The sequence below is a fragment of the Aeromonas sp. 84A genome, assembly GCF_051919345.1.
Taxonomy (GTDB): Bacteria; Pseudomonadota; Gammaproteobacteria; order Enterobacterales; family Aeromonadaceae; genus Aeromonas; species Aeromonas veronii.
On sequence record NZ_JBQBEW010000001.1, the window covers coordinates 910,555 to 935,449 of the forward strand.

Here is a 24,895-nt window from a genome sequence, read left to right on the forward strand (position 1 = left end):
CTGAATCAGCACAGTTGGCTCAATTGGCGGCGGTGCGTTCATCCTTGGCCGTCTGATAGAGACTCTTCTGATAGGCCATGCTGCCCCACAGGGCAAGACCAAGCGCATCTTCCTTCAAGGCGTCCGGCTGCGCCGCCAGGGTCAGCTTCTCGCTGGCACCATCGTAGACATAGCCTTCTGCCGCGCGCTCCGGTTGCAGTATCACCACATCCTTGCCGCGCATCAGGGCGAAGTTCTTGTCGTACTGCATGATGGCCCGACCCGGCCAGTCGGCAGGCATGCGGGTCAGATCCTTGCCAAGCATGGGGTAGTCGGCACTGATCCCCATCAGTGAGAGCAGGGTCGGCGCCATGTCGATCTGGCTGACGACGCGCGGATCTTTTCTCGGCACTATGCCGTCGCCCACGATAACCCCCGGAATATGGAAGCGGGGGATAGGCACCAGACTGGCGCCAGCAACCCGGCTGTCGTGGTCGGCGATGACCAGGAACAGGGTATCCTTCCAGTATTCGGACTGTTTCGCCCTCTTGAAGAACTCGCCGATGGCGTAATCCGCATACTTGGCCGTGTTGTTGCGGGTCTGCTTGGGTTGCTCGAAGAGTTCGATGCGGTTGTCCGGGAATTCGAACGGATCGTGGTTGCTGGAGCTGAACACCAGACTGAAGAAGGGTTTGCCCTCCTTGTGCAGCGCCTTGAAGGTCTCGTCGGCCTTGACCATCAGATCCTCGTCGGAGGCGCCCCATGAGCCCTTGAACACCGGATTGTCGAAATCCTTCTGCTCGACGATGGTGGTGAAGCCGTTGCCGAGGAAAAAGCTGCGCATGTTGTCGAAGTGACTCTCGCCGCCATAAATAAAGCTGGTGTCGTAACCCCGCTGTTTGAGCAGATCCGCGATGGTAAAGAAGTTGGTCTGGCTCTTGCCGAGTTTGACCACCGCCTGTGCCGGGGTCGGCGTGAAGCCGGTCAGTACTGCCTCGATACCGCGCACCGAGCGGGTGCCGGTGGCGTAGAGCTGCTCGAAGGCCCAGCCCTGCTGCGACAGGGCGTCGATGTTGGGGGTAAGCGGCAGGCCGCCGAGGGAGCCGACAAATTGGGCGCCCAGGCTCTCCTGCAGCAGGATCACCAGATTCTTCGGTTTACCCTGGAAGCTCGCCTCGTTGAAGGTCTGGCTAGGCAGCAGATCAGAGTTGAAATCACTGGCCGGACGGCCACTCTCCTTGCGCATGACTTCGAGCACCTTCTGAGGGGTCATCTCGCCGTAAAACTGGCCGGCATCCTCCTCGGCGCCCATCTGTTTGATGGCAAAGAAGAGGGAGTAGGCGGAGTTGACGGTGAGCGAGTTGACCAGCGGATCCTCGGCAAAGGCGACCATGGCCGGGTTCAGGGCGCGGTGGCCGAGACTGGAGCGGGCACCGAGAAAACCTATGGCCAGAATGAGCAGGGCGAAGGCCGTACGCAGATACCAGCGCGGGAAGCTGAGGCCACGCACCAGACGGCCGCTCAGCCACCAACTGCTGGTCAGCGCGGCGCCACTGAAGAGTAACGCCAGCAGCAGCTCGGCTTTGCGGCCCGCCCACAGCATGGCGAATACCTCTTTCGGATAGATGAGGTACTCCACATAGAGGCGGTTGGGGCGCACGCCATACTCGGTGACAAACGAGGGGGTGGAGATCTCGAGGAACAGCATCAGCCAGAGTCCGACGGTCAGCCACACTCGCATCAGTTGCAGCCAGCCCCGGCCGATGGCATGTCGGCCTGCCAGCAGCAGAGTGAGCATGGCGGGGACACCCCAGACCCAGCAGAGGGTCGCAAAGTCGACCCGGATCCCTTGCAGCAGCATCTCCTGCCAACCGGCCACGGCATCCACCCGTTCCAGTTGCCAGAGACCGAGGGCGATTCGGCTGAAAGAGAGAGAGAAAAGCGCGAGCGCGCAGAAGACGGCGAAGGGCCAAAACGGGCCGAGTCGCTGTTTTAGGTCTGTCATGTTTGTTCCTGAATGAGACTGTAAACGTCTGTCCACAGACGTTTTTTTAGTTGTTGTGAGGTTATGACAGATCGAATTGGTTAAGGTTGCATTCAAGTTTGTTAAAAGTCGGCATTAACACATTTATCATCTAAAAATGTGATGTCGCGCCACTAATGAGCACAGCATAATCTGCTGGATAAAATGTGAGCCACAGCGTGTATGGATGGGGAACCGGTGTTTATAATTGCCGCGAATTATCTCAATCGGAGCCGAAGGGATGCCGGTCTTTATCGATGTCGAGTATGTGCGGGGATGGCGCCTGTTTCTGGTGTTATCGGATGGCACCACGGGGGTGCTGGATCTGACCCCCTGGCGAACCCAGCCGCTGTTTGCAAAGCTGGAGAGCGAGCGTCACTGCGCCCGGGTCTTCATCAACCGTCACCACCAGCTGGAGTGGCCTGTTGGCTGCACGCTATCCGCTCATGAGGTCTATCACCTTATCTCTCCCATCGATGAGCGGGAGGCCTTCAGCTAATCCCCATTTTTTGTGAGCCAACGCCAGATTCCTGTTACTGGAATGTTTGCCCGTTTGCCTTTCTGAGCCAACTTGGGTAAAACCTGCGCAACATTTTGCCAACTTGCCTTCGCTTCATCTGACAGAGGCTTGCCGCTTTCGCGCCGCAGGCCTTTTTTGCGGCCTGACGGCAAACCTTTCCCTTGCTGAAAGGTTTGGCTGGTTGAATGAAAATAACAAAACAAACAGATACATAAGGAAAATGTATGGCTTGTCATATGCGCACACCCCTTGCCCTGCTGGTGGGCGGGCTCGCCTGTCACGGCGCTGCCGGTCAGGAACCGGTGCAACAGCTGGATCCCATGGTGGTGGTGGCAACCCGCCCGGCCAGCACACTTGAAGTGACACTGGATCCCAAGAAGCCCGGTTCCCCCATGCCCGCTGCCGACGGCGCCGGTTATTTGAAGAATGTCACCGGCATGAGCATGGTGCGCAAAGGGGGGCTCGGTGGCGACCCTGTGCTGCGGGGGATGGGGATGTCCCGTCTCAACGTGCAGATGGATGGCGGCATGCTGGCCGGTGGGTGTGGCGGCCGGATGGACCCGCCCACCGCCTATGTGTTCCCCCAATCCTTTGACCGGATCCGGGTGCTGAAGGGGCCGCAATCCCTAGAGCAGGGTGCCACCCTGGCGGGAACAGTGCTGTTTGAGCGGGACAGACCCGAGTTCACCGCACCGGGTCTCAAGGCCGATGCCTCGGCCCTTTATGGCAGCTTTGGCCGTGATGACCAGATGGTGGATATGACGGCGGGTTCGACCGATGGTTATCTGCGCGGTCAGTTCACCCACTCCGACAGCGACGATTACCGCGATGGCCACGGTAACAAGGTGCGATCCTTCTATCGCCGCGAGAACGGCACTGCCCAGTTGGGCTGGACTCCGGGGGAGCACACCTGGCTGGAACTCACCGCCGAGCGCAGCAATGCCCGTGCCGCCTATGCGGATCGCACCATGGATGGCCCCATGTTTGATCGCGAATCCTTCGGGCTGAAGCTCAAGCAGGAGCAGATCACCACTCACTGGCAGCGCAGCGAGCTGACCCTGTGGGACAACTACATAGACCACATCATGGACAACTTCAGCCTGCGGCAAAACAGCGGCATGAAGATGCTCTCCAACCCGGATCGCCGCAATACCGGCGGGCGCTGGGCCAACGACATCGCCTTGCCAGCAGACTGGCTGCTGACCGCCGGGTTCGACAGCAACCGGGATCAGCACCGCAGTCGGAGTGGGGTCGACTATGCCACCAAGGATCGCCAGCGCACCCTGCGTTTCGAGCAGCAGGGCGGCTTCGCCGAACTGGGTCGTCAGCAGGGGGCTCACAGCTACAAGGGCGGTTACCGTCAGGATAGGGTAGAGACCACCCGCTATGGCGCTGGTGAACAGACCCTCTACAGCGATACCCTGAGTCTTAACAGCGGGGTTGGCCGCTACGAATATCAGTGGTCGCCACGCTGGTCCAGCTATCTGGCCTGGGGGCAGGCAGAGCGTGCGCCGGACTACTGGGAGCGCAGCAAGGACACTACCCCGTTTACCCTCAACCCGGAGCGCAGCCGTCAGTGGGATGCGGGGCTGGCTTTGCGCAGCCGCGAGCTGGACCTGACCTTCTCTATCTTTAGTGCCGATATCAAGGACTACCTGCTCTACAACAGCAAGTCGAACAAGGTGCGCAATATCGATGCCCAGACCCGGGGTGGCGAGTTGGAGGGGCGCTGGCAGTTTGCCGAGCAGTGGCGTCTCGATGGTGGTCTGGCGGTGGTCTATGGCGAAAATCAGAGCGATAACAAACCGCTGGCCCAGATGCCACCGCTCGATGGCAAGCTGGCCCTTGGTTGGCAGCCAAATGAGGCGCTGAACTTCACCCTGCTGGGACGCGCCGTGGCGGCGCAGGATCGGGTAGATCTCTGGTCCGGTACCGTTGCGGGTCAGGATCAGGGCGAGACCCCGGGCTTCTTCACCATGAACCTGAGCGGTGCCTGGCAGTTTGCCAAGGGGTGGCAACTCTCAGCCGGGGTAGACAACCTGTTCGACACCTTCTACTACGAGCACCTCTCCAAGTCGGTGCACAGCAGTCAGGCCGGGCTGGGCTACGAGCAGAGCGGCCGCATCCCCGAGCCGGGTCGTTCCTACTGGCTCTCGCTCAACTACCGTTTTGCCTCGGCCGGTGTGCTCTAACCAGTTGAGTCAGATAACGTTTTCAGTCACAGACACCGCTGTGTGAGCATCGCTATCATGGTGAAAAACAGGCGTATCAGACGCCTGCTCTCACAGCGGGAACATAACAATGAAACAGGGAACGTTACGCTATGGCGGCCTGCTCGGGGCCGCCCTGTTACTTGCGGCTTGCGGCGGCAGCGGTAGTTCAGGTGGGGAGAGCGCTCCACCCGTCGTCAATCCGCCGGTCACCCACCCTCCGGTCGCCACGGCCAGTCGTGCCTGCTATGGCGACGATCAACCCGCCTGCAACCTGCGCATCTATCAGGTAATGGTGGAGTCGTTTGCCGATGGTGACGGCAGTGCCAACTACGGCGTCGGCTATGGCCCCTCCCAGCACAACGGCGATCTGCAGGGGATCATCGACAGTCTCGACCACATCAAGAGTCTCAACGTCAACGCTATCTGGCTCACCCCGGTGTTCGACTCCTGCGCGGGGCAAGGCGGTGATAACAGGCTCGATGCCACCGGCTACTTCGCCTGCGACTTTTTCACCGTGGAGCCCAACTTTGGCAGCAATGCCAAGCTCAAACAGCTGGTGGATGGGGCGCACCAGCGCGGCCTCTATGTCTTCCTCGACGGGGTGTTTGGCCACGTCAACAAGGTGGGGGTGAGCAAGCCCTCGCCAGAGGGGCGTCTGCCAGCCCTCACCAGCGGCGGTGCGGATTATCCCGGCCAACTGGTGGATTACAGCAAGCCGGAGAGCCTCGCCTACTTCAAGGAGGTGGCCCGCTACTGGGTCGAGCAGTACGGTATCGACGGCTGGCGCCTCGATCAGGCCTATCAGCTTGGGCTGGATGATTGGCGCGCCATTCGCAGCGAGGTGGAGCAGGCCAGCGCAGCGCGCAAGGTCGCCGGTCAGCAGTGGGGCACTCTCGGCTACATGGTGGGCGAGGTGTGGAAGGGGGCTGACGACATTCGCGCCCAGGCTTACGGCAGCAGTGACAATCCGGCGCTCTCCTCGGCCTTTGACTTCCCGTTGCGCTACGGCATCCTGCAGGCGCTGGCGGTCGAGGAGTCCGGCAAGGGCGGGCAGGGGGCCAGCGTGCTCGATGCCAGCTGGAACAAGGTGGAGAACTACCCGAATCACGCCATGCCGAATCTGATGCTGGGCAACCACGATCTGGTGCGTTTTGGCGATCTGCTGGAGCGCGGCAACTTTAAATCGACCGAGTACTGGCAGCGCCACAAGGCGGCCTTCAGCTTTATGGCGGCCCGATCCGGCCCCATCACCTTCTACTATGGCGAGGAGTTTGGCGATGAGGTGCCGGGCTTTGCTGCCAAAGTTGGTGGTGACTGTGCGGCGCAGGGCTTGTGCGACGATCATGTGGCCCGCAGCGACGGCAAGGTGCCCGCTGTCACCGGTTTTGTGCCGGGTAGCGAACAGGCTGAGTTGAAAGAGTGGCTCGCCCAGCTGCTGGCGATGCGCGCCGCCCACCCCGCCCTCTATCAGGGAGAGCGAGTCAAACTGGTGGCCGAGGGCAGTCTCTATGGTGACATCAAGCAGACGGCGGGGGAGCAGATAGTCTACCTGCTCAACCTCTCCACCACGGCGCTCAGCTACAACCTGCCTACGGGCAAACTGCGCAGTGGCAGCGCGCTGGTGGATCTGCAGAGCGGGGAGAGTCTGGCCATTGGCGGCAGCAGTGTGACGGTGGAGATACCGCCCTTGAGCGGGCGTTTCCTGCGTCTGCAATAAGTCAGCCACAGCACGCTTTGATATGAGAGAGGGCCCCATCGCGGGGCCCTCTCTGTCATTGTGGGCGACAAAGTCATGGCGGGGTTATGCGGTGCTCTGGCCCCGGTTTTCCAGCCGCTGGCGGAAGGCGCGGGCCAGTCGCTCGTAGAGATCCTGCGCCTCCTTGTCTTCGATATCGCCGCGGATCCAGGGGTTGTCGACGATCTCCAGCAGCACGCAGTCGCGCCCCTGCTGGCGCAAATCGAGCCCGTAGAGGCCATTGCCGAGCTGATGCACTGCGCGGCGAGCGGTCTGCAGTACTCGCTCCGGCACCTCGTTAAGCGGCAGCGCCTCGATGCGGCTCATGTCGAGGGGGTGCTTGCGCCGGCGAATGCGGTTGCCGGGTTCGGGCCGGTAGCGGCGGCAGGCGAACAGCGGCGAGCCGTCGAGAAAGCCGATGCGCCAGTCGAACTCGGCGGGGATCCGGCTCTGCACCAGCAGCAGGGCGGATCTCCCCAGCCCCTCGTCCAGCAGGCGGGCCAGCTGCTGCTCGTCGCTGGCCATGGCGAGATCGCGCCCCTGTGCGCCGTCGGGCACCTTCACCATCAGCGGCAGGCCGAGCCGCTGTACCAGCTCGTCCACATGGTGGCGGCCGCGGCGGGTCACCACCATGGTGGGCGGCATGGGCACGCCGCTTCGCACCATCAGCTCGTAGAGATAGAGTTTGTTGCTGCAGGCGAGGATGGCGCGGGAGCTGTCGATCACCGGCATCTTGAGCTGTTCGGCGCGATGGGCAAATTCGAAGGTGTAGTGGCCGACCGCGGTTTCGGCACGCAGCCAGAGGGTGTCGAACTCCGGCAGCCGCTCTATGGCTGACGGTGGCAGGATCTCGGCCCGGATGCCCTGGGCGGTGGCAGCCCGGATAAAGCGCTCCAGCGCCAGCCCGTCACTGCTGGCCCGGCCATCATCGGGGTCGACCAGAATGGCGAGCTGGTAGAGCGGCGCCGCCTGCTCCTCATCACCGGTCCCCACCAGTGCCTGAGCGTGGTGCAGCATCAACTCCTTCTCGCTTGGGCTCAGCGCCAGCGGTGACAGGCTCTGCTGCTGGCGTACCGACCAGCCGTGGCGGCCGCGCTTGAGGGTCAGCTCCTGCAGCGGTAGCTGGCTCAGGCCATAGTAGTAGCGGGCCAGCCCCGCCAGCTCGCTCTGTTCACACTGGCCGAAGATGGCGCGTACCCGGATCCGATCCTCGCTCTGCTGGGCCAGCCATCCCTGCGCCTTGCGCCACAGCTTGGCCGGTGGCTGCTGGGGTTGCAGTCGGCTGATGGCTTGCAGACCAGGCAGGCAGTGGTGGCCGCGGGCCTGGGCCAGCAGCGAGCAGTAGTAGCCTGCGCTCAGGTGCTCCAGATTGCGGCAGAGGTTGATGATGCGGGGTCGGCCGCCGGTGGTCGGCACGCCATGTTGCAGATAGGTGCGGGCGGTCAGCAGATAATCGGCATGGCAAGGCCAGTCGCCCAGCTCTTCGACGATGACATAGGTACTCATATTTTCGGCTCCACAGATCAGACTGCCTGAACAGGCAGGATCCCCAGTGGGCTTCGATGCACCGACAAGCACGACAATGGCGCGAGGGGAAACAAGAGGTTACAGTGCCTAATATGACGCCTTGGTAACTTGTGATACAAGTCGCATTTTTGGTGCTGAGGATAAATAACCGAACAAGGACTCCCCGTGTTGACCGTACGTGCGGCCCGAACCGATGATCTGGGCGCCATCGTTAATCTGGAACGCTACTGTTTTCCTCCCGAAGTCGCCTTTGGCCGCAGCCGCTGGCACTATCTGCTGGCCCACGCCAAGGGGCGCACCCTGTTGCTGCTGGACGAGAAACATCAGCTGATGGGCTATCTCTGCCTGCTGGAGCACAGAGGCTGGGATCGGCTGGTCATTCAGGCGCTGGCCATCCGCTGGACGGTGCGTCGTCTGGGTTGGGCCCGCCGCCTGCTGGAGCAGGTGATCTGCGAGGGCAAGGCCGCTGGCTGGGGGGCGATTCGCCTCGAAGTGGGGGATGCCAACGAAGAGGCGCTGGCGCTCTATCAGGGGTTGGGATTTCGTCCCCAGCAGCGGCTGGCGGACTACTATGGCCGCGACCAGCACGCCCACCGGCTGGTGCTGCCGCTGGTGAGCGACGAGGAGCGTGAGCGGCGCAGGCTGGCTCGCACTCAGGCGCGCAAGCCCTCTGCACAGGCCAACTGATCATGTTGAACGAGCAGAATCGAGGAGCAGGATGAGCTGCGACAACTGTCTTGCCACCGCCATCAGGGCCAAGCTGGGGCGCTGTCCGGTCTGCGCTGGCCAGACCTTCGTCATCGGCCTGATTGGCTGGCTAGTCTGGTGGTGGTGCGGCGCCGACACCTCGGTCAACGCCCTCACCAGCCTGCTGTTTGCGCTGGGTGGCTCGGGCCTGTTGCTGCTCCATCTGGTGGTATTTGTCTGGCGCAAGGCGACCGGACATGAATTGAGCGATGAATAAATCAGATTGGTTTCAACAACATAAATAACAATATCGGTTGAGATAATGGAGGTTCAGATGATTGCAATGGTAACGGGCGCCTCGTCCGGTTTTGGTGAAGCCATCAGCCGCCAGCTGGTGCTGGCGGGGTATAAGGTGATCGGTACCGGTCGCCGTGCCGAGCGGCTGGCTGCGCTGGCCGACGAGCTGGGCGAACAGTTCCTGCCGCTGGCATTCGATGTGCAGGACAAGGCGGCTACCCGCGCCGCCATCGCCGCTCTGCCAGCCGAGTGGAGCGAGGTGGATCTGCTGGTCAACAACGCCGGTCTGGCGCTGGGGCTGGAGCCGGCCCACAAGGCGGATCTGGAAGATTGGGAGCAGATGATCGCCACCAACATCAGCGGTCTGACCCTGCTCACCCGATTGCTGCTGCCGGGCATGGTGGCGCGCAATCGCGGTCACGTCATCAATATCGGCTCCATCGCCGGCACCTACCCCTATCCGGGCGGCAACGTCTACGGCGCCACCAAGGCGTTCGTGAAGCAGTTCAGTCTCAACCTGCGTGCCGATCTGGCGGGCACCGCCATCCGTGTCACCAACGTGGAGCCGGGCCTGTGCGGCGGCACCGAGTTCTCCAACGTGCGCTTCCACGGTGACGATGCCAAGGCGGCCTCCGTCTATCAGGGGGTGGAGGCGATCCAGCCGGAAGATATCGCCAATACCGTGCTCTGGGTCAGCCAGCAGCCGGCTCACGTCAACATCAACAGCATCGAGATCATGCCGGTGGCCCAGACCTTCGGCCCGCTCAATATCAGCCGCCGCTGATCGCTGCATTGGCTGAAACAAAAGAGGCTCCCTTGGGAGCCTCTTTGCGTTGGCGAGCCGATTACAGGCTCATGATCTTCTTGAACTCCTCCGGCGAATACTTCTTCTCGCTGCGCTTGGTGAGATCCGTCATCAGCTTGTAGCGCAGCGTTTTGGCCATCTGATAGGTCTGCTCCAACTGGCCATAGGAGTAGTCGGCGGCCAGCCCGAGCGCGGTGGCCTTGTCGCTGGCATAGGCCTGCTTAAGGCTTTGGTCGAGCAGGGCCACCTCCTTGTAGAGCTTGTTGCTCTTCTTGCTCCAGACGTTTCGCAGCAGCGGCAGGTATTTGTCCGGATCGGCGCTGGCCAGCGCGGTCAGGCTGCGGAACTGCCAGTAGGCGGAATCGTCGGAGTAGCTGTCGCTGCCGGTGCGATAGGGCAGGGGATAGTTTTCCAGGGTGCTGTAGAGCGGCATCATCACTGATTCGGCCAGCACGCCGTAGCTCTGCCAGATGAGCCCCTGCAGCTCTTTGGGCATCTCCTTGCGCAGCTGGATGACGTGGGATTCCAGCTGGCGATCGACGCGGATCGGCCGCTCTGCCTTGCCCGCGAGCGGCGTACCGTCATAGGTGGCGCTCAGCACCCTGGCCACGTCCGGCACGGCGATGGGGGCATCCGGCTTCATAAACAGTGGATATTGCGCCTGCCGGGTCGCCTGTTTGTGGGAGGCGGTCAGCATTTTTTGGCCGAGCCACTCCCGATCCACGTTGTAGGGGTCGGCAATCACCCCGAACGCCTTGGCGAAGTTGAAATCTTTCGGGTCGGCGTTATCCAGCAGTTTGTGTTCGCGTACAAATTCCAGCAGCTTAGGCGAGTGCAGCACATCGGCGCTGTCGAGATTGACGCCGTGGATGCGCAGGCCGTTGGCCACCATGGCGTAGCTGTCGTCCGGCACCCGCACCGCGATCCAGTGGTGGCCGGAGCCGATCTCCATCAGCCAGGCCTCGTTCACATCAGCCAGATAGAGGCTGTTGCCCTCACCGGCACCATATTGCTCCACATAGCGTCCAAGCAGCTCGACCCCCTCTTTGGCTGTTTTGACCTGCGGCAGGATCAGGGTGGGGATGATGGCCTCGATGACCCCCTTCTCGATCAGCGGATCGGCTTTCTGGGCCTTGTCGTTGACCTCGGCACTGGTGGTGGCCGAGATGGCGACGTTGAACTCGTTGATGCCGCGCTCTTCATAATATTTGCCTGCCGGGTCGCTGGTTGTGGCATCCCAGTCGTGAATGGCGGAGTAGGCGAAAAATGCTTTGGGCATCGGCACTTCCAGCCCGTTGCCCAGTTTCCAGACTTTGCCCTCGTTCTGCTGCGCGGGCCGGAAGGCGAGGTACTTGTTCCAGTTGTTGACGCCAAAATCCTCGTTTCTGGCGATCATTACGCTGCCGTCCAAGCTGGCTCCCTTGCCGACAATAAGGCCGGTACAGGCGTCGGCACTGGTGCCAAGCAGGGTGAGCAGGGTGGCTGAGAGAAGACTCAAGGTGTGTTTTTTCATAGGTGTACCCGAAGGGTTGCGGTGAGTGAGAGTCAGACGAGGGGATGAGGTGTGGGGAGGCTGCAACTCCGAACTGGCAGCGGAGTGAGCTCGGCAGATTGGTCTGCCTGTTATTGGTTTGGCGAACAGATCATCCATGAAACGGCTGGCTGGTTGTGATGTGCGCCAAAATTGTATTCCTGAGTGGTTGTTTATTTTGTGATCGAGCTGCGGTTCCTGACTTTTCTCTGGCGTCGTGGTGCGCGGACGGCGAAATGTGCCAAAACAGCGTGAACCGGCAGCAGATGAGTCATGATTCTGACGTCAGTTTGCGTGGGGGACGTGGTGAGATCCGCCATATCTCTGGATCTCGCACTATCTGACAAGTTGGCCTGTAACTTGCTGGTTTAATTGATAATGGTGGGGCCTGACGCCCCATGTGACCGGATCAGCCTGTGCCCATTGCCGCAGATGCGCACTGAATTGGAGCCCCCCCATGGATATCAAACCCTACAGCCAGCAGCTTGCCCAAAGCGCATCCAACAACCGCGCCCTCGCTACCCTCAACAGTGCCAGTAGCGGCGGTCAGGGTAGTGGCTGGGAGGAGATGGTCAGCCTCTCCACCCAACGCATGACCGGTCAGGCCCAGCAGGTGCTGACCTACGAACATCTGGCCAAGAACAACAAGCTGCCGCCGGCGCTGGATATGAGCTCCGACAAGGGGGGCGTGGTGCAGCAGCTGGTGGACAAGGCTCTCGGCTTCGATCGCAAAAAATTCAACGAGATAGAAGACAAGCTCAAGGCTATTGCCGATAACAAGAAGCTGACCCCGGAAGAGCGGGCGGAGCAGAGCAAGCCGCTCAATGAGCAGCGAGAGGCGATGCTCAAGGAGGCGATGGATCGCCTGACCGGCAAGAAGAGCTCATCCAAAGATGAGGCCAAAACTGCCTGATCCTGCCGCTGTTCTGAGATCTACCCGGTCGGCACAGATGGGCCAGTGTCGACCGCCGATGGGCAAGCTTCTGCCACCTCTTTTGACCTCACCTCCCCACAGGCGCACAATGTCCGCGCATTGAGCCAGTCGAGGAGTCCGCCGTGTACAACTTCCAATATGCCAATCCGACCCGCATCTGTTTCGGCGAGGGGCAGATCGCCAGCCTGCCCGAACTGATCCCGCCCGGCAGCCGGCTGCTGGTGCTCTACGGCGCTGGCAGCATCAAGCAGAACGGGGTGTATGAGCAGTTGACCCGGGCGCTGGAAGGGGTGACGTGGCAGGAGTTTTCCGGCATCGGCGCCAACCCCAGATTCGAGCTGTTGATGGAGGCGGTGGCGCAGGTGAAACGCGAGCGCATCGACTTCTTGCTAGCCGTCGGTGGCGGCTCGGTAGTGGATGGCACCAAGTTTGTTGCAGCCGCCGCCTGCTACGAGGGGGATGATCCCTGGGATATCTGCGGCAAGCAGGCGAGCGTGCACAAGGCGCTGCCGATGGGCTGCGTGCTGACCCTGCCGGCAACCGGCTCCGAGAGCAATCCCACCTCGGTGGTGAGCCGCGGGGATGTGAAGATCTCCTTCAGAAGCCCGCTGGTGCAGCCGCAATTTGCGGTGCTCGACCCGACCACCACCTACAGCCTGCCGCCGCGCCAGACCGGCAATGGCGTGGTGGACGCCTTCGTCCATATTGCCGAGCAGTACCTCACCTTTCCGGTGGGAGGCGAGGTACAGGATCGGCTGGCGGAAGGTTTGCTGCAGGTGCTGGTGGAGAACGGCCCCAGGGCGCTGGCGGAGCCGACCAACTATCAGGTGCGGGCCAATCTGATGTGGGCGGCCAGTTTGGCGCTCAACGGCCTTATCGGTTGCGGAGTGCCGCAGGATTGGGCCTCTCACGCCATCGGTCATCAGCTGACGGCGCTTTACGGGCTCGACCACGGCCAGAGTCTGGCGGTGGTGCTCCCTTCGCTGCTCCGTGAGCGGGCGAGCCAGAAGCAGGACAAGCTGGCCCAGTTTGCCGAACGGGTGTGGCATTCGACCCGTGAGGACAAGGCCCTGCGCATCGAAGAGGCGATCATCCGCACCGAGCAGTTCTTCCAGAAGATGGGATTGGGTACCCGGCTGGCTGACTATGGCCTCAGCGAAAGCTGCATTCCGGCGGTCTGCTCCAACCTCAAGCGGGTGGGGCGCACCGCGCTCGGTGAGCAGCAGGATATCGACCCGGATCGGGTGGCGCGCATTCTCGCCCGCGCGCTATAAGCCGGCATCGGTTTGTTTCCTAATAAAGAGGGCCGCTTGTTGCGGCCCTCTTGCATGACGGGTTAGCCGATCACTCGGTACGCGCCTTCAGATAACCGGCGTAATCCGGGATCTGCACGCTGAACGCTTGCCGCATATGGGGGCTGTCCATGATGAAATCGGCGGTCGCCTCGTTGGTGGCGACTGGGATGTTCCAGACTGCCGCGAGGCGGAGCAGCGCCTTCACATCCGGATCGTGCGGCACCGCATTGAGGGGATCCCAGAAGAAGATCAGCACGTCGATCTTCCCTTCGGCGATCAGGGCGCCGAGCTGCTGGTCACCCCCCATGGGGCCGGAGAAGAGGCAGGTGATGGGCAGCTGCGCCTTCTTGCCGAGCATGGTGCCGGTGGTACCGGTGGCGTAAAGATGGTGGAGCTTGAGCTCCTCCTTGCGCCGCATCACCCAGTTCAGCAGAGGGGTCTTCATGTTGTCGTGAGCCACCAGTGCTACCCGTTTGTGGGGCGCCATCTCGCGTGCAATCTGTTCCATGGAAATCGTCCGTAGCATTGTTATTGGAAGAGAGTCGTATCCTAATCGAAAGCCATGACAGATGCTGTGTCGGGCGTATTAACTGTGATCCTGTCGAAAAGTTTTCGGGTCATGCAACTCAAATATGGCGGCCCAAATAAAGAGACCCGCGCTGGCGGGTCTCTTTATTTGCTGGCCTGCGGGCTCAGGAGCCGTGGTGCAGTTGCGACTGCTGGTAGTTCTCCAGCCCGATGCGATCGATAAGATCTAGCTGGGTCTCCAGCCAGTCCACATGCTCCTCTTCATCTTCCAGGATCTCCTGGAACAGGTCGCGGCTGATGTAGTCCTGCACCGACTCGGCGTAGGCGATGGCTACCTTGAGGTCGGGGATGGCATCCATCTCCAGCGAGAGGTCGCAGCGCAACATCTCTTCGACGGTCTCGCCGATGCGCAGCTTGCCCAGATCCTGCAAATTGGGCAGCCCTTCGAGAAACAGCACGCGCTTGACCAGCTCGTCGGCGTGTTTCATCTCATCGATGGACTCGTGATATTCCTTGTGCCCGAGCGCCTTGAGGCCCCAGTCATCGTAGATGCGGGCATGCAGGAAGTATTGGTTGATGGCAATCAGCTCATTGGCCAGCACCTTGTTGAGGTGGGCAATGATCTTGGGATCTCCTTTCATCGACAGTGCTCCTTGGTTCGTGCCTGAGGCTCCGATCGTTAGAGCTTAGTCCAGAAAAGTGACAATAAGAGGTCTGGCGAGCCAGCTCGCCTGAGAAAAGGGGTGACCCTGTTGGCGGGTCGCATCAGAAAAGAGGTGTCCGGATCAGGCCACTTCGTAGTAGAGCACGGGTTGCTCCTGCTCCATCTTGTCGAGTTCGGCGGCGATGATCTCCATGGTCATGCGCACGCATTTGCCACATTGGGCGCCCACCTCGAGCGACTGCTTGAGCTGGCGGAATTCGCTTTTACCTGACTGCACCGCTTTGCGGATCTGGGTATCTGTGATGCCGCGGCACAAACAGACGTACATGATGGTCACCTCTTGTGGAATGAGATGAAATCTAAATGAGAATGGTTCGTAGTGCAAATAACCATTGGTAATAAGATCCCCTGCTTGCCACTGTGCAACCCCTTGGGGACAATGCTGGCAACCAGAGGAGATCACCATGCTCAAGAAACTGTTCAGTGCCCTGTTCGGGGGCGAGCCGACCAAGGCGCCGGAAGTCACTCCCACCGAATATGCCGGCTATCTCATCTATCCGGAACCCATGGCCGAAGGTGGCCAGTATCGGTTGGCGGGGCGCATCACCAAGGAGCTGGACGGCGTGTTGCAAACTCACCGTTTCATCCGCTCCGATCTGTTTGTCAATCCGGCCGATGCCGAGCGTTTCATGGTGCAGAAGGCTCACACCTTTATCGATCAGATGGGAGATCGCATGTTCGAGCCCCGCAAACCGGCTGACAGCCAAGCTTCATGACACAGCAAGAGGTCACCCTGCTGCGCGAGGCGCTGGCCCGCGCCGGTGAGCGGCGACTGATCTGGCTGGAGGGGGAGGAGGCCGAGTGCATTGCCCGCGCCCAATCCCTGCTCGGCGAGACCGTCTTTTGGCTGGGTGCCGGGCCCGAGAGTTATGCCCCGCAACCCGCCGTCAAGGCGCTGCAGCGGCTCGGTCAGGAGTGCGACACGCTGGTGTTCAACGCCTTCAGCGGCTTGCATCCCGACGCCTTCGGGGCGCTGGCAGGCACCCTGCGCGCCGGTGGCTTGCTGCTGCTGCTGACCCCGCCCAGAGCGCAGTGGCCTTCATGGCCGGATCCTGACCGGATCCGGCTGGTGGCCCAGCCGGAGGAGGCGGGTCGGGCCGGGCACGGCTTTATCGCCCGACTGGTGCGGTTGCTGGAAGGTGAGCCAGCCCTCTCTCTGGAGCCGCCGGTTTGCTCGCAGCCGTGGCAACCGCTTGGGCCCGAACGCAGGCTGAGCTGCGATCAGACACGGGCACTGCCCGCCATCCACAAGGTGTTGCACGGCCATCGCCGCCGTCCGCTGGTGCTGAGCGCCGACCGCGGCCGTGGCAAGAGTGCGCTGCTGGGGCTGGCCGCCGCCGAACTGCTGCGCCAGCAGCCCGGATTGAACATAGTGGTGACGGCCCCCTCGCAGGCAACGGTAGCGACCCTGTTTGCCCACGCCGCTTGCGGGCTCGATTGCACGCCGGAACAGTTGGCCGGGCTGAGCTACTGCTCGCCGGATCGGCTGGTGCACGATGCAATTAACCCCGATCTGCTGCTGGTGGATGAAGCGGCCGCTATTCCGACCCCGCTGCTTGAAGCCATGCTGGCCCGCCACAGCCGCATCGTCTTTGCCACTACCGAGCACGGTTACGAGGGGACGGGGCGCGGTTTTCACCTGCGCTTCAAGCGGGTGCTCGATAGCCAGACCCCGGAGTGGCAGGAGATCCGCCTCTCTGAGCCCATTCGCTGGAGTGAGCGTGATCCGCTGGAGCCGCTGATTTTCCGCCTGCTCGGCCTCAATGCCGAAGTGGCAGCTCCCTTGCCGCCGACTAACCCGAGCTGGCGTCTGGTCAGCCAGGAGGCGCTGGCGAGCGACGAGGCGTTGCTCAACCAGCTGTTCGGCCTGCTGGTGCTGGCTCACTACCAGACTACGCCGAGCGATCTCAGATCCCTGCTTGAGAGTCCGGATCTCGACATCCATCTGCTGGAGCAGGATGCGAGCCTGCTGGGAGTGGCGCTGGTGGCGAGGGAAGGGGGGATAGATCCCGAGCTGGCCGAGGCGATATGGGCCGGTCGCCGCCGTCCGCGCGGCCATCTGCTGCCCCAGTCGCTGCTGGCCCACGCCGGTTTTAAAACTGCGGGGGGGCGCAGCTATGCCCGGGTGATGCGTATCGCCATCCACCCCGAACTGCACCGGCACGGACTGGGTTCGCTGCTGCTTGGCAAGCTTGAGGAGCACTATCGCCAGACTGGCATCGACTACCTCGGCTCGGCCTTTTCGGCCAGCGCCGACCTGCTCCCCTTCTGGCGCAAGGCCGGGCTGGAGGTGCTGCGCATCGGTTTGCAACGGGATGCCGCCAGCGGCTGTCACGCAGCCTTGCTGCTAAAGGCGCTGAAACCCGAACATGAGCCCGAGCTGGATCAGTGGCAACAGCGTTTTTTACGCCAGTTGCCGACCCTGCTGGCGGGCGAGCTGAAAGGATTGGATCCCGAGCTGGTATGGCAATGTTTGCAAGGCAGCACCGTCACCTCGGCTGAGCTTGGCGAGTTCGAGCATGACGAGATTGAGTGCTTTGCCCTGCATCACAAGCCGTTCGAACTGAGCCAATCCAGCTTGCAGCTGTGGCTGGCGCGCAATCTGGCTGTGCTGGGTTCACTGACTCCTGAAGAGCGTTATCTGCTGATCGCAGCCATCTGGCAATATGCCGACTGGGGAAGACTGGCTGCGAGGTTGCAACTGGCTGGCAAGCCCGCCGTGATCAAGAGTTTGCGGGCGCTGCTGGCGCGTCTCCTGATCTCCCCTACCACTCGATAGGTTTGCCCTGCCAGTCGAGAAAGCTCAGTTCACCATCCGGTTGCAGCCGGTTCATCAGGTTAATCAGATGGTCGGCTACCAGCTCGGGACTCTGCACATTTCCTGGCGGTACATTGGCGTGAAACGGGCGAGAGAGTTGGGTATCCACTGTGCCGGGGTGGAAAGCCAGCAATTTGACGCCGGGGGCCCGCCGGGCCAGCTCGATGGCGGCACACCTGAGCAACATGTTGAGGGCTGCCTTGGATGCACGATAGCCATACCAGCCGCCCGCTCGGTTGTCGCCAATGCTGCCGACACGAGCGCTGAGAACGGCCAGAGTGCAAGGCTCGCGGCCAAACAGCGGTAACAACTGGCTGATCCAGCGCAGCGGCACCAAGGCGTTGGTCTGGTAGAGGCGGGTCATGGCATCCAGATTGAGTGCTTCGAGCCGCTTCTCCGGCTGGATCTCCCCCTGATGCAGGATGCCGTTGCAGATCACCACCCTGTGCGGTCTCGGTGCCAACTCCGCGATGCGCGCCACCACTTCTGTCATCTGCTCATCACTGTGATCACAACATAGCCAGTGCAGACCCGGCGATGAGAGGCCAGCAGGTGCGGGCTGACGGCTGATGGCAATCACTGGCCCGCCCCCCGCCGCCAACCAGTGTGTTACCAGAGCCGCCCCGATCCCGCCAGAAGCGCCAATCACGACGATGCCTTCACTCATCTCAGGCTCCTTGTGAGTACATGATGGATTTCACCATTCGCCAATGTTGTCCTGATTGGCAGATACGATCCCGCCAGCCTGCGGGATCAAGCGGTTAAGGCTGCAATCTTGCCGAGATCCGAGCCGCTGGGTGAAATCCATTCCTATACTGAGGGAAAACCGCAGCGGTCTGCTGCCCGCGCAACCAGAATGAGAGTCACCATGATGTCCAAAGATGGGGAAGAGCGTAAATCTATCCTGACCGAAAGTGGCACCAACGAGCTTGAGATCATCGAGTTTCACCTCAAGAAGCAGCTACCGGACGGGCGTGAAAAAACCGCTTATTACGGGATCAACGTCGCCAAGGTGCGCGAGGTGATCCGAGTGCCGGAGACCACAGATTACCCCAACGCCCAGCGTCATATGGTGGGGGTCTTCTCCCTGCGGGATCGTCTCATCCCGCTGGTGGATCTGGCGGGCTGGCTCGGCATCAAGACCAACCCTGACCCCAGCCACAAGGTGGTGATCGTCACCGACTTCAACAAGATGGCCAACGGCTTTCTGATCGATAGCGTCAGCAGGATCCACCGGGTATCCTGGGAGGATGTGGAGTCCCCCAGCCAGTTTCTGGAAGCGGGGGAGAACGACTGCGTGGTGGCCGTGGTCAGGCGCGATGGCAACCTCATCATGATCCTCGATTTCGAGAAGATCATCGCCGATATCAACCCCGAGCTCAGCATGGAGAAGTACGACGTCACCCAGGATCGCAAGGTGCTTATCGACGATCGCATGATGGCGCTGCGCCAGGGCAAAACCATTCTGGTGGTGGACGACTCGGCCTTTATCCGCAAGATGATCGAAACCACCCTGCGCACCGCTGGCTACAACGTGATCACGGCCAAGGATGGGGGAGAGGGGCTGGAGATGATGACGGATTTCGATCGCCTGGCCCAGGAGGAGAGAATGCCGGTGACCGGCTTCGTCAATGCGGTGATCACCGATGTGGAGATGCCGCGCATGGATGGCATGCACCTGCTCAAGCGTCTGCGGGATACCCCCTCCTACAAGGAGATGCCCATCGTGATGTTCTCCTCCCTGATGAGCGATGACAACCGCCAGAAGGCGCTGCAACTGGGGGCGAACGATACCATCACCAAACCCGAGATTGGGCGGATGGTGGGGATGATGGATCATATGCTGCTGGGGATTGCCCCGCCTTCGCCTGCCAACAACATCTGACCTGCCATTAACTTTCAATTGGCCGGTCGAATTCACTGACCGGTTGCCTCAAGCGGCCACTCCTTGCCAGGGAGTGGCCGCGCTGTTTTGGCTGTTTGCTGCGATCCCGACGCCCCTTGTCTCCTGGATATGATTCATGTAATGATAATTATTATCATTTGTTGGTGTGAAGCATATGACAGCAACTTGGGTGAAGGGGTGGGTCGAGTCGACCGAAGGCGGCAGCAGCATGAGTCACTGGAAACAGCAGACCAGAGAGGGTAACCGGCTGTTTGATTGCGGCGAGTATCATCAGGCGCTGGCTCATTATCAGCAGGCGCTGTGGCTGGCTCGTCAGCAATTGGTGCAGTGGCATGACGCCGATGAGGCGGTGGCGGCGCTGGTTGTGGCTCATCACAATCTGGCGGATCTACTGGTGGCCATGACTCTGCCCGATCGCGCCGCCGACCTGCTCTGCTATGTGCACGACTGCTTGCTGGCGACCTGTCACTCCCCCGCTTGCTCCTCTCGCCTGCGAGAGGCGGCTTTGCGCCATACCCGCACAACCCGTGCCGAGTTGCTGACGTTCGTACAGCGCCACGGCAGCCACGCCGGGATCATGCGTTCGCTCGGTCACTGCCTGTGTCAGAGCGAGCCCTCATCCCGGCTCCATTAATCCGAACAGAGGTCATCATGAGCCATACCCTGCCAGCCCTGAACTATGCCTACGACGCACTGGAACCCCATATCGATGCCCTGACCATGGAGATCCACCATAGCCGTCATCACCAGACCTATATCAACAACCTCAACGCCGCACTGGAAGGGGCGCCAGAGCTGGCTGCACTGCCGGTTGAGGATCTGCTGCGCCGCTTCGATACTCTGCCCGCCACCTTGCAAGGGGCGGTACGCAACCATGGCGGCGGCCATGCCAACCACTCCCTGTTCTGGCTGGTGATGAGCCCGCAGGGGGGCGGTGAGCCGGGTGGTGAGCTGGCTCTGGCCATCGAGCGGGAATTGGGGGGATTCGATGCCTTCAAGCAGGCTTTCACTCAGGCTGCTCTGAGCCGTTTTGGTAGCGGCTGGGCCTGGCTGGTGGTGGACAAGGCGGGCAGATTGCAGGTGGAGAGCAGTGCCAATCAGGATAGCCCCCTGATGCATGGCCATACCCCGATCCTGGGGCTGGATGTGTGGGAGCACGCCTACTATCTCAAGTACCAGAACAAGCGTCCTGACTATATCGCAGCCTTCTATCAGGTGGTGGATTGGGCCGAAGTGGCCCGCCGCTATCAAGCGGCGAGAGGCTGACTTGGCCGCTGGGTATGGGTGTGCAGGCTCATCGCCACAACCCGAGCTGCAATAACAAGACCCGCCAGTTGGCGGGTCGTCTGTTTATGGTGTGGCAGTGCTGACGCTGGCGGCTGAAGGGGTCATCGGCAATGTGGGCAAGGCCGTGCTGGGCATCTCGGCGGTGGTTTGTGCTGCGGGTTTGGCGGGAGTGACCGACTCAGTGGCTGCCGCTGCGGATAAAGCAGGAGTGACTTGTTCAGTCGCGGCCGAGGCAGATGGAGTAGCTGACTCGGTGGCAACCGCGGCAGAGACTGCCGCTGGCTTGGCCTCATCCACCGCCGGTTTGGGTTGCTTTAGGCAGGGTTGCAGACTGCCGATGGTACTTAGTGACTGGCAAGGCACAGGCAGGCCGATGGGGACCGGTGCCCCGAGGAACTTGGGCCCCTTGTCCAGTACATATAGGTCGAGCAGCCCCATCAGGCGGGCAAAGACTTCCCGCACCCGGGTGCGGATCCCCTGATAGGCGCTGGGATCCTCGGCATTGAAGCCGACCGCATCGATACCGAAATGGCGAGCGATGAAAATGGCCCGCTCGTTATGAAAGCCCTGGGAGACCACGGTAAAGCGCTCCTGGCCGAACACCTCTTTGGCGCGAACCACTGAGTCGAGGGTGCGGAATCCGGCGAAATCCATATAGATGGCGGAGGCGGGGATGCCCGCCTTGATCAGGGCGCGGCGCATCTGGCGTGGCTCGTTGTACTGCACGGTAGCGTTGTCACCGGAGACGATGATGAAGTCCACCTTGGCATTGTTATAAAGCTCGGCCGCCGCCTTGATGCGGTATTTGAAGTAGTGGTTGGGGCCGCCACCGGAGAGATATTTGGAGGTACCCAGCACCACCGCAACACGGTTGTAGGGCACCTTGTCCACCTGATCATAGGTGTAGTGACGGGCATCCGAGACGATCCACTCGCTGTAGCCCAGCAGCATGGCAATCAGGGCCAGCAGCAAAACGAGGCAGGCGAGGAGGATCTTGGCAAACTTCTTCATGCGCGGTGCGGTCAGGGTCTGAAGTTGAGAGTGGCTATCGGCATTCTATTACAACTCGGCCGCTGGCGTCAGGCTTGATAACGGGCGGGCACCTCATTCGGGCAGAGGTTGTCGCAGCAGAGGCCGGGGGAGCGGGAGGATAAAGCGAGGGGCTGCAATGGCAGCCCCTCTGGTCGGTGAAGGTCTATCAGTGGGCGGAGTCGTTACCCTTGCAGGCGTCTGACTCCTTGTTGGCTTGCCACCAGGGCAGCAGATCCCGGGCGAGCCACGCCCGATAGGCGTCGCTGTCGTTGGCGATCAGCCGGTCCAGCTCCCCTTCGAAGTCGCTCATCGCCTGCTGCTGATCCGGATTGCGCAGCGCCTGTGCCAGCGCCAGCCAGCTGGCGCCGCGACCAGTATCGTTGAGGAAGCGGTGCACGGTATAGGACCAGGAGTAGACCATCTCGCCACCCTGCTCGTAGTCAAGGTGGAGGATCGCCGCCAGTGTCGGGCGCTGGTTGGCGGGGCGGTTTGCCACGTTATCCAGACCCCGGGCAAAGCACTGGCCGTGGGCGATGTACTCTGCAATCCCCTCGGCCCACCAGGTAGTGCGGTTGAGCGGATAGTGGCCGAAGCTGCCGTACTGGTTGAAGCGGCCATCCAGATAGTGAACGTACTCGTGGCGCAGGTTCCACACCTGGAAGGCGGGGCGTTTCCACTCCGCCTCATAGGCGAAGAAGCGGGCCTGATTGCTGGGGCGAGCCGGATCTCCCTCGATATAGATGCCGCCATTGTCGGTGGAGACACCAAACAGCGCGCTGCCGTAGCGGCCCCAGTCGGCGGAGGAGTTGAAGATCACCAGCTCCAGCGCCTCGTTGTGATCATCGGCCACCGGTTGCCAGCCAGTCTCCATCTGCTGGTGGAAGCGCTGCTCCTCATCACCCAGCTCGCGGCAGATCCCCTCGGCCTGAGCCTGAGTCAGATCCTGGGCGCGCAGACGAAGGGTGGGTGAGCAGGTGTGCTCGAACGGCAGAATATCTTCCATGCGGATCGGTGTGCAAAGCCCGGCAAACTCGCCGCTGACACAGGCTTCGCTGGTGCGATCCGTGTAGGTGAGGTAGTAGCTGGAGAGGGTCAGGGAGACCTCTTCCAGCATGGTAGCCGGATGCTGGCCACCCGGGATCAGCCCCTGCTGGCGCATGATGGCGATGACATCGCGATCCAGCTGCTGGCGATAGGCGATCGCCTTATCCGGGCTGGTGTGATGGAGGTAGCGCATCATCTGATAGAGGCGGCTGTGGGCATCTAGGATGTTGTTGAAGATAAACAGATCCCGTGAGCCATCGCGCTGTTTCCAGAGGGCAAGTTCGCTCAGGCCCAGTTGCAGCAGGCTCTGGCGCAATGCCGCCTCCTGTTGCAGCACAGCTGCGCTGAAGTCAGCCTGCTGACCGTAAGAGGCGCTCTGATCGACCAGATTGAGCAGCTCGAACAGGCCATCGGCCCAGGGTTTGTGGCCATTGATCTGCGCCGCATGTTGCACCGCATAGCCGAGCGCCTGGTTGAGCTGGGCCAGCATGGGGGCGGCACTCTGGCGGAAGGCGGCTTGGCCAAGTTGTCCCTGCGCCGCCACGCTCCAGGCTTCCAGCACTGTGCCAGCCTGATCCTGTGGTTCAGCTCCCAGCAGCAATGGGTGGTTGAGCAGATCAATCATCACCCCGGCTAGTGCCCGGGCGGCCTGATCACTCTCTTTACCAACGCCGCCGTGGTAGTTGTGGGCGCGCACATAGTAGAGCAGCTTGTCCATTGCCGGATGGGTTGGCTGGTTGGCCGCCAGCAGAGCACGCATGCCGCGCACCACCGCCATCAGCTTGGTGTCATCGTGGCCGTAATCCGCCTGCCAGGCAGGACTGTTCTGGCCGCTAACGTCGGCTACCAGTTTGGCGGCATCGCTGTCGAGCAGATCCACATCGGGCTGCTCGGGCTCGGAGCAGAGACGACCGTTGGCGCGGCGGCACTCCAGCTGCTCCTCCTTGCTGGCCAGCACGATGGGGCGATTGAGCACCCGGCTCTCCTGCCACTCTTTGCTCTCTGGCAGGGGTTGCCACTCGCCGCCGGCGACCGGGTATTGGTAGCCGCTATCTTGCAACGTTACCTGAACCTCGCTGCCAGCGGGGATCACCTGACGGCAGATGCGATAGCGGATGGTGTTGCTCCCCTCCTTGCGCTCCTGCGGCTCATCACACTCCTGCTGAGGCGTGAGCTGATCCAGCTGCCACTGATAGCGGCGCCAGACATGGATCTCGCTGACCTGAGCGGCAGCCTGACTGCCTGCCACCGGTTGCAGACGGAAGAAGATCTGCTCCAATCGGCCATCCCGCTCACTCGGGGTCTCTTCAAGTACCTGCAACTGCTGCCAATCCTGCGGCTGATAGTGCCACTCCGACTCGGTGCAGCGGCCCTGCGCGTTGAGTTCGCAGCGATCCAGCTCCCTTTCGCTCTGACCCAGGATGATGGCTTGCGGCAGCGGCAGACGATCTTGCCGTTGGGCGGTCGGCGTGCCCGCCAGCTGCTCCCAGCGACCCTGCTTGAGGCCATAACCAAAGTCATAACTGCTGGCGGGAATCAGCTTGCCCGCCGGAATCCGATCTTCACAGCGCACGAAGCGGATCTGCCAGCCCGCATCTACCTTGAGCTGCGGCTCGCCACACTGCTGTTCGGCGAGGGCCGCGAGATCGCTGCTCTGCCAGTCGAAGCGACGGTAGACCCTGAGCTGCTGGTAAGGAGCATTGCTGCTGCGCGCCTTGAGCTCGTAGGTGATCTCGGTGATGCGAGCGGCCAGTTGCCGGCTCGATTCGCCAGTCAGCTGATACTGTCGCCAGTCATTGGGGGAGTAGTTGGCTTGCGCCGAGGATGTAGCCAAAAGCAGGGGGCCTGCCAGCAGCAGCCACCCGGTACCTGAACGGTTCATTTTTATCCCTTTGTTCTTGTTTGTGTATTGTCTTGCGAGTAATCGCAATGCAATTTAAACAGTTCCAAAGGGATATCAATTGCCAATTAAAAATCAGATAAATCAATAAGATGGTGTCTTTTTGAGTC

23 protein-coding genes are annotated in these 24,895 nt (G+C 61.4%); 13 read left to right on the top strand and 10 right to left on the bottom strand.

Annotated elements, in window-relative coordinates; genetic code table 11:
- Positions 1-19: 19 nt before the first annotated feature.
- Positions 20-1,984: an LTA synthase family protein gene (locus tag ACTG20_RS04330; RefSeq protein ID WP_194495098.1), complete on the bottom strand. Its 1,965-nt coding sequence runs from the start codon at positions 1,982-1,984 to the stop codon at positions 20-22.
- A 259-nt stretch (positions 1,985-2,243) separates the two neighbouring features.
- On the opposite strand from ACTG20_RS04330, the gene ACTG20_RS04335 reads away from it, so the two are divergent.
- Positions 2,244-2,501 (top strand): DUF2442 domain-containing protein, encoded by a 258-nt coding sequence (locus ACTG20_RS04335; RefSeq protein WP_005335997.1) that lies wholly within the window; start codon positions 2,244-2,246, stop codon positions 2,499-2,501.
- Here ACTG20_RS04335 and ACTG20_RS04340 read toward each other — a convergent pair.
- Positions 2,498-2,758 (bottom strand): hypothetical protein, encoded by a 261-nt coding sequence (locus tag ACTG20_RS04340; protein WP_194495096.1) that lies wholly within the window; start codon positions 2,756-2,758, stop codon positions 2,498-2,500. The two genes, ACTG20_RS04335 and ACTG20_RS04340, sit on opposite strands and share 4 nt — an antisense overlap.
- Between ACTG20_RS04340 and ACTG20_RS04345 the strand changes: the two genes are divergently transcribed.
- Together ACTG20_RS04345 and ACTG20_RS04350 are read left to right on the top strand one after the other, a co-directional pair.
- A complete protein-coding gene (locus ACTG20_RS04345; RefSeq protein WP_439987480.1) occupies positions 2,747-4,714 on the top strand; it encodes a TonB-dependent copper receptor in 1,968 nt (655 codons plus the stop codon). The genes ACTG20_RS04340 and ACTG20_RS04345 overlap by 12 nt on opposite strands.
- Before the next feature lie 109 nt (positions 4,715-4,823).
- Positions 4,824-6,452 carry an alpha-amylase family protein gene (locus tag ACTG20_RS04350; protein ID WP_194495093.1) on the top strand — a complete coding sequence of 543 codons (1,629 nt, stop codon included), beginning with the start codon at positions 4,824-4,826 and terminating at the stop codon, positions 6,450-6,452.
- 84 nt (positions 6,453-6,536) lie between these two features.
- Here ACTG20_RS04350 and ACTG20_RS04355 read toward each other — a convergent pair whose 3' ends face one another.
- The gene (locus tag ACTG20_RS04355) at positions 6,537-7,976 is read right to left on the bottom strand and encodes a RimK family protein (protein ID WP_194495091.1); all 1,440 of its coding nucleotides are present in this window, start codon (positions 7,974-7,976) and stop codon (positions 6,537-6,539) included.
- Positions 7,977-8,162: 186 nt separating this feature from the next.
- Between ACTG20_RS04355 and ACTG20_RS04360 the strand changes: the two genes are divergently transcribed.
- The 3 genes from ACTG20_RS04360 to ACTG20_RS04370 are packed head-to-tail and all read left to right on the top strand — an operon-like array spanning position 8,163 to position 9,765.
- On the top strand, positions 8,163-8,684 hold the full coding sequence (locus ACTG20_RS04360; RefSeq protein WP_194495089.1) for a GNAT family N-acetyltransferase: 522 nt from the start codon (positions 8,163-8,165) through the stop codon (positions 8,682-8,684).
- A 31-nt stretch (positions 8,685-8,715) separates the two neighbouring features.
- Positions 8,716-8,961: a DUF3624 domain-containing protein gene (locus tag ACTG20_RS04365; protein WP_194495087.1), complete on the top strand. Its 246-nt coding sequence runs from the start codon at positions 8,716-8,718 to the stop codon at positions 8,959-8,961.
- A 57-nt stretch (positions 8,962-9,018) separates the two neighbouring features.
- Entirely contained in the window at positions 9,019-9,765 is a 747-nt protein-coding gene (locus ACTG20_RS04370) for an SDR family oxidoreductase (protein ID WP_167557691.1), read from the top strand.
- A gap of 61 nt (positions 9,766-9,826) precedes the next feature.
- On the opposite strand, the gene ACTG20_RS04375 is transcribed toward ACTG20_RS04370, so the two are convergent.
- Positions 9,827-11,299, bottom strand: coding sequence for a C69 family dipeptidase (locus tag ACTG20_RS04375; RefSeq protein WP_194495085.1), 1,473 nt, complete (start codon positions 11,297-11,299; stop codon positions 9,827-9,829).
- Between the two features lie 475 nt (positions 11,300-11,774).
- On the opposite strand from ACTG20_RS04375, the gene ACTG20_RS04380 reads away from it, so the two are divergent.
- A complete protein-coding gene (locus ACTG20_RS04380) occupies positions 11,775-12,230 on the top strand; it encodes a hypothetical protein (RefSeq protein WP_194495084.1) in 456 nt (151 codons plus the stop codon).
- 143 nt (positions 12,231-12,373) lie between these two features.
- Positions 12,374-13,525 carry an iron-containing alcohol dehydrogenase gene (locus tag ACTG20_RS04385; RefSeq protein ID WP_194495082.1) on the top strand — a complete coding sequence of 384 codons (1,152 nt, stop codon included), beginning with the start codon at positions 12,374-12,376 and terminating at the stop codon, positions 13,523-13,525.
- Between the two features lie 70 nt (positions 13,526-13,595).
- Here ACTG20_RS04385 and ACTG20_RS04390 read toward each other — a convergent pair whose 3' ends face one another.
- From ACTG20_RS04390 to ACTG20_RS04400, 3 genes are all read right to left on the bottom strand, one after another.
- Positions 13,596-14,054: a methylglyoxal synthase gene (locus tag ACTG20_RS04390; RefSeq protein WP_005363178.1), complete on the bottom strand. Its 459-nt coding sequence runs from the start codon at positions 14,052-14,054 to the stop codon at positions 13,596-13,598.
- Between the two features lie 184 nt (positions 14,055-14,238).
- Positions 14,239-14,715 carry a bacterioferritin gene (gene bfr / locus ACTG20_RS04395; protein ID WP_005354959.1) on the bottom strand — a complete coding sequence of 159 codons (477 nt, stop codon included), beginning with the start codon at positions 14,713-14,715 and terminating at the stop codon, positions 14,239-14,241.
- A gap of 144 nt (positions 14,716-14,859) precedes the next feature.
- A complete protein-coding gene (locus ACTG20_RS04400; protein ID WP_005335965.1) occupies positions 14,860-15,066 on the bottom strand; it encodes a bacterioferritin-associated ferredoxin in 207 nt (68 codons plus the stop codon).
- Between the two features lie 136 nt (positions 15,067-15,202).
- Between ACTG20_RS04400 and ACTG20_RS04405 the strand changes: the two genes are divergently transcribed.
- Together ACTG20_RS04405 and ACTG20_RS04410 are read left to right on the top strand one after the other, a co-directional pair.
- Positions 15,203-15,514, top strand: a complete 312-nt coding sequence (locus ACTG20_RS04405) for an HlyU family transcriptional regulator (protein ID WP_005335963.1) — start codon at positions 15,203-15,205, stop codon at positions 15,512-15,514.
- Complete coding sequence (locus tag ACTG20_RS04410) at positions 15,511-17,577, top strand: tRNA(Met) cytidine acetyltransferase TmcA (protein ID WP_194495080.1); 2,067 nt, start codon at positions 15,511-15,513, stop codon at positions 17,575-17,577. The genes ACTG20_RS04405 and ACTG20_RS04410 overlap by 4 nt, the downstream gene beginning before the upstream one ends.
- Here ACTG20_RS04410 and ACTG20_RS04415 read toward each other — a convergent pair.
- Positions 17,564-18,283 carry an SDR family NAD(P)-dependent oxidoreductase gene (locus tag ACTG20_RS04415; RefSeq protein ID WP_194495078.1) on the bottom strand — a complete coding sequence of 240 codons (720 nt, stop codon included), beginning with the start codon at positions 18,281-18,283 and terminating at the stop codon, positions 17,564-17,566. The genes ACTG20_RS04410 and ACTG20_RS04415 overlap by 14 nt on opposite strands.
- 201 nt (positions 18,284-18,484) lie before the next feature.
- On the opposite strand from ACTG20_RS04415, the gene ACTG20_RS04420 reads away from it, so the two are divergent.
- From ACTG20_RS04420 to ACTG20_RS04430, 3 genes are all read left to right on the top strand, one after another.
- Complete coding sequence (locus tag ACTG20_RS04420) at positions 18,485-19,501, top strand: chemotaxis protein (protein WP_005335957.1); 1,017 nt, start codon at positions 18,485-18,487, stop codon at positions 19,499-19,501.
- Positions 19,502-19,676: 175 nt separating this feature from the next.
- The gene (locus tag ACTG20_RS04425; protein WP_005354955.1) at positions 19,677-20,156 is read left to right on the top strand and encodes a hypothetical protein; all 480 of its coding nucleotides are present in this window, start codon (positions 19,677-19,679) and stop codon (positions 20,154-20,156) included.
- Positions 20,157-20,173: 17 nt separating this feature from the next.
- Entirely contained in the window at positions 20,174-20,788 is a 615-nt protein-coding gene (locus ACTG20_RS04430) for a superoxide dismutase (protein WP_064341604.1), read from the top strand.
- 84 nt (positions 20,789-20,872) lie between these two features.
- Here ACTG20_RS04430 and ACTG20_RS04435 read toward each other — a convergent pair whose 3' ends face one another.
- Together ACTG20_RS04435 and ACTG20_RS04440 are read right to left on the bottom strand one after the other, a co-directional pair.
- Complete coding sequence (locus ACTG20_RS04435) at positions 20,873-21,820, bottom strand: SanA/YdcF family protein (protein WP_194495077.1); 948 nt, start codon at positions 21,818-21,820, stop codon at positions 20,873-20,875.
- Positions 21,821-22,007: 187 nt separating this feature from the next.
- On the bottom strand, positions 22,008-24,767 hold the full coding sequence (locus ACTG20_RS04440; protein ID WP_194495075.1) for a collagenase: 2,760 nt from the start codon (positions 24,765-24,767) through the stop codon (positions 22,008-22,010).
- Between the last annotated feature and the right edge of the window lie 128 nt (positions 24,768-24,895).

What these genes read in the sequence shown, in the direction of transcription:
- ACTG20_RS04330 (WP_194495098.1), bottom strand. Translation starts at nt 1,984, where the DNA reads ATGACAGACCTAAAACAGCGACTCGGCCCGTTTTGGCCCTTCGCCGTC.
- ACTG20_RS04335 (WP_005335997.1), top strand. Translation starts at nt 2,244, where the DNA reads ATGCCGGTCTTTATCGATGTCGAGTATGTGCGGGGATGGCGCCTGTTT.
- ACTG20_RS04345 (WP_439987480.1), top strand. Translation starts at nt 2,747, where the DNA reads ATGGCTTGTCATATGCGCACACCCCTTGCCCTGCTGGTGGGCGGGCTC.
- ACTG20_RS04340 (WP_194495096.1), bottom strand. Translation starts at nt 2,758, where the DNA reads ATGACAAGCCATACATTTTCCTTATGTATCTGTTTGTTTTGTTATTTT.
- ACTG20_RS04350 (WP_194495093.1), top strand. Translation starts at nt 4,824, where the DNA reads ATGAAACAGGGAACGTTACGCTATGGCGGCCTGCTCGGGGCCGCCCTG.
- ACTG20_RS04355 (WP_194495091.1), bottom strand. Translation starts at nt 7,976, where the DNA reads ATGAGTACCTATGTCATCGTCGAAGAGCTGGGCGACTGGCCTTGCCAT.
- ACTG20_RS04365 (WP_194495087.1), top strand. Translation starts at nt 8,716, where the DNA reads ATGAGCTGCGACAACTGTCTTGCCACCGCCATCAGGGCCAAGCTGGGG.
- ACTG20_RS04370 (WP_167557691.1), top strand. Translation starts at nt 9,019, where the DNA reads ATGATTGCAATGGTAACGGGCGCCTCGTCCGGTTTTGGTGAAGCCATC.
- ACTG20_RS04375 (WP_194495085.1), bottom strand. Translation starts at nt 11,299, where the DNA reads ATGAAAAAACACACCTTGAGTCTTCTCTCAGCCACCCTGCTCACCCTG.
- ACTG20_RS04380 (WP_194495084.1), top strand. Translation starts at nt 11,775, where the DNA reads ATGGATATCAAACCCTACAGCCAGCAGCTTGCCCAAAGCGCATCCAAC.
- ACTG20_RS04390 (WP_005363178.1), bottom strand. Translation starts at nt 14,054, where the DNA reads ATGGAACAGATTGCACGCGAGATGGCGCCCCACAAACGGGTAGCACTG.
- bfr (WP_005354959.1), bottom strand. Translation starts at nt 14,715, where the DNA reads ATGAAAGGAGATCCCAAGATCATTGCCCACCTCAACAAGGTGCTGGCC.
- ACTG20_RS04400 (WP_005335965.1), bottom strand. Translation starts at nt 15,066, where the DNA reads ATGTACGTCTGTTTGTGCCGCGGCATCACAGATACCCAGATCCGCAAA.
- ACTG20_RS04405 (WP_005335963.1), top strand. Translation starts at nt 15,203, where the DNA reads ATGCTCAAGAAACTGTTCAGTGCCCTGTTCGGGGGCGAGCCGACCAAG.
- ACTG20_RS04410 (WP_194495080.1), top strand. Translation starts at nt 15,511, where the DNA reads ATGACACAGCAAGAGGTCACCCTGCTGCGCGAGGCGCTGGCCCGCGCC.
- ACTG20_RS04415 (WP_194495078.1), bottom strand. Translation starts at nt 18,283, where the DNA reads ATGAGTGAAGGCATCGTCGTGATTGGCGCTTCTGGCGGGATCGGGGCG.
- ACTG20_RS04420 (WP_005335957.1), top strand. Translation starts at nt 18,485, where the DNA reads ATGATGTCCAAAGATGGGGAAGAGCGTAAATCTATCCTGACCGAAAGT.
- ACTG20_RS04425 (WP_005354955.1), top strand. Translation starts at nt 19,677, where the DNA reads ATGACAGCAACTTGGGTGAAGGGGTGGGTCGAGTCGACCGAAGGCGGC.
- ACTG20_RS04430 (WP_064341604.1), top strand. Translation starts at nt 20,174, where the DNA reads ATGAGCCATACCCTGCCAGCCCTGAACTATGCCTACGACGCACTGGAA.
- ACTG20_RS04435 (WP_194495077.1), bottom strand. Translation starts at nt 21,820, where the DNA reads ATGAAGAAGTTTGCCAAGATCCTCCTCGCCTGCCTCGTTTTGCTGCTG.
- ACTG20_RS04440 (WP_194495075.1), bottom strand. Translation starts at nt 24,767, where the DNA reads ATGAACCGTTCAGGTACCGGGTGGCTGCTGCTGGCAGGCCCCCTGCTT.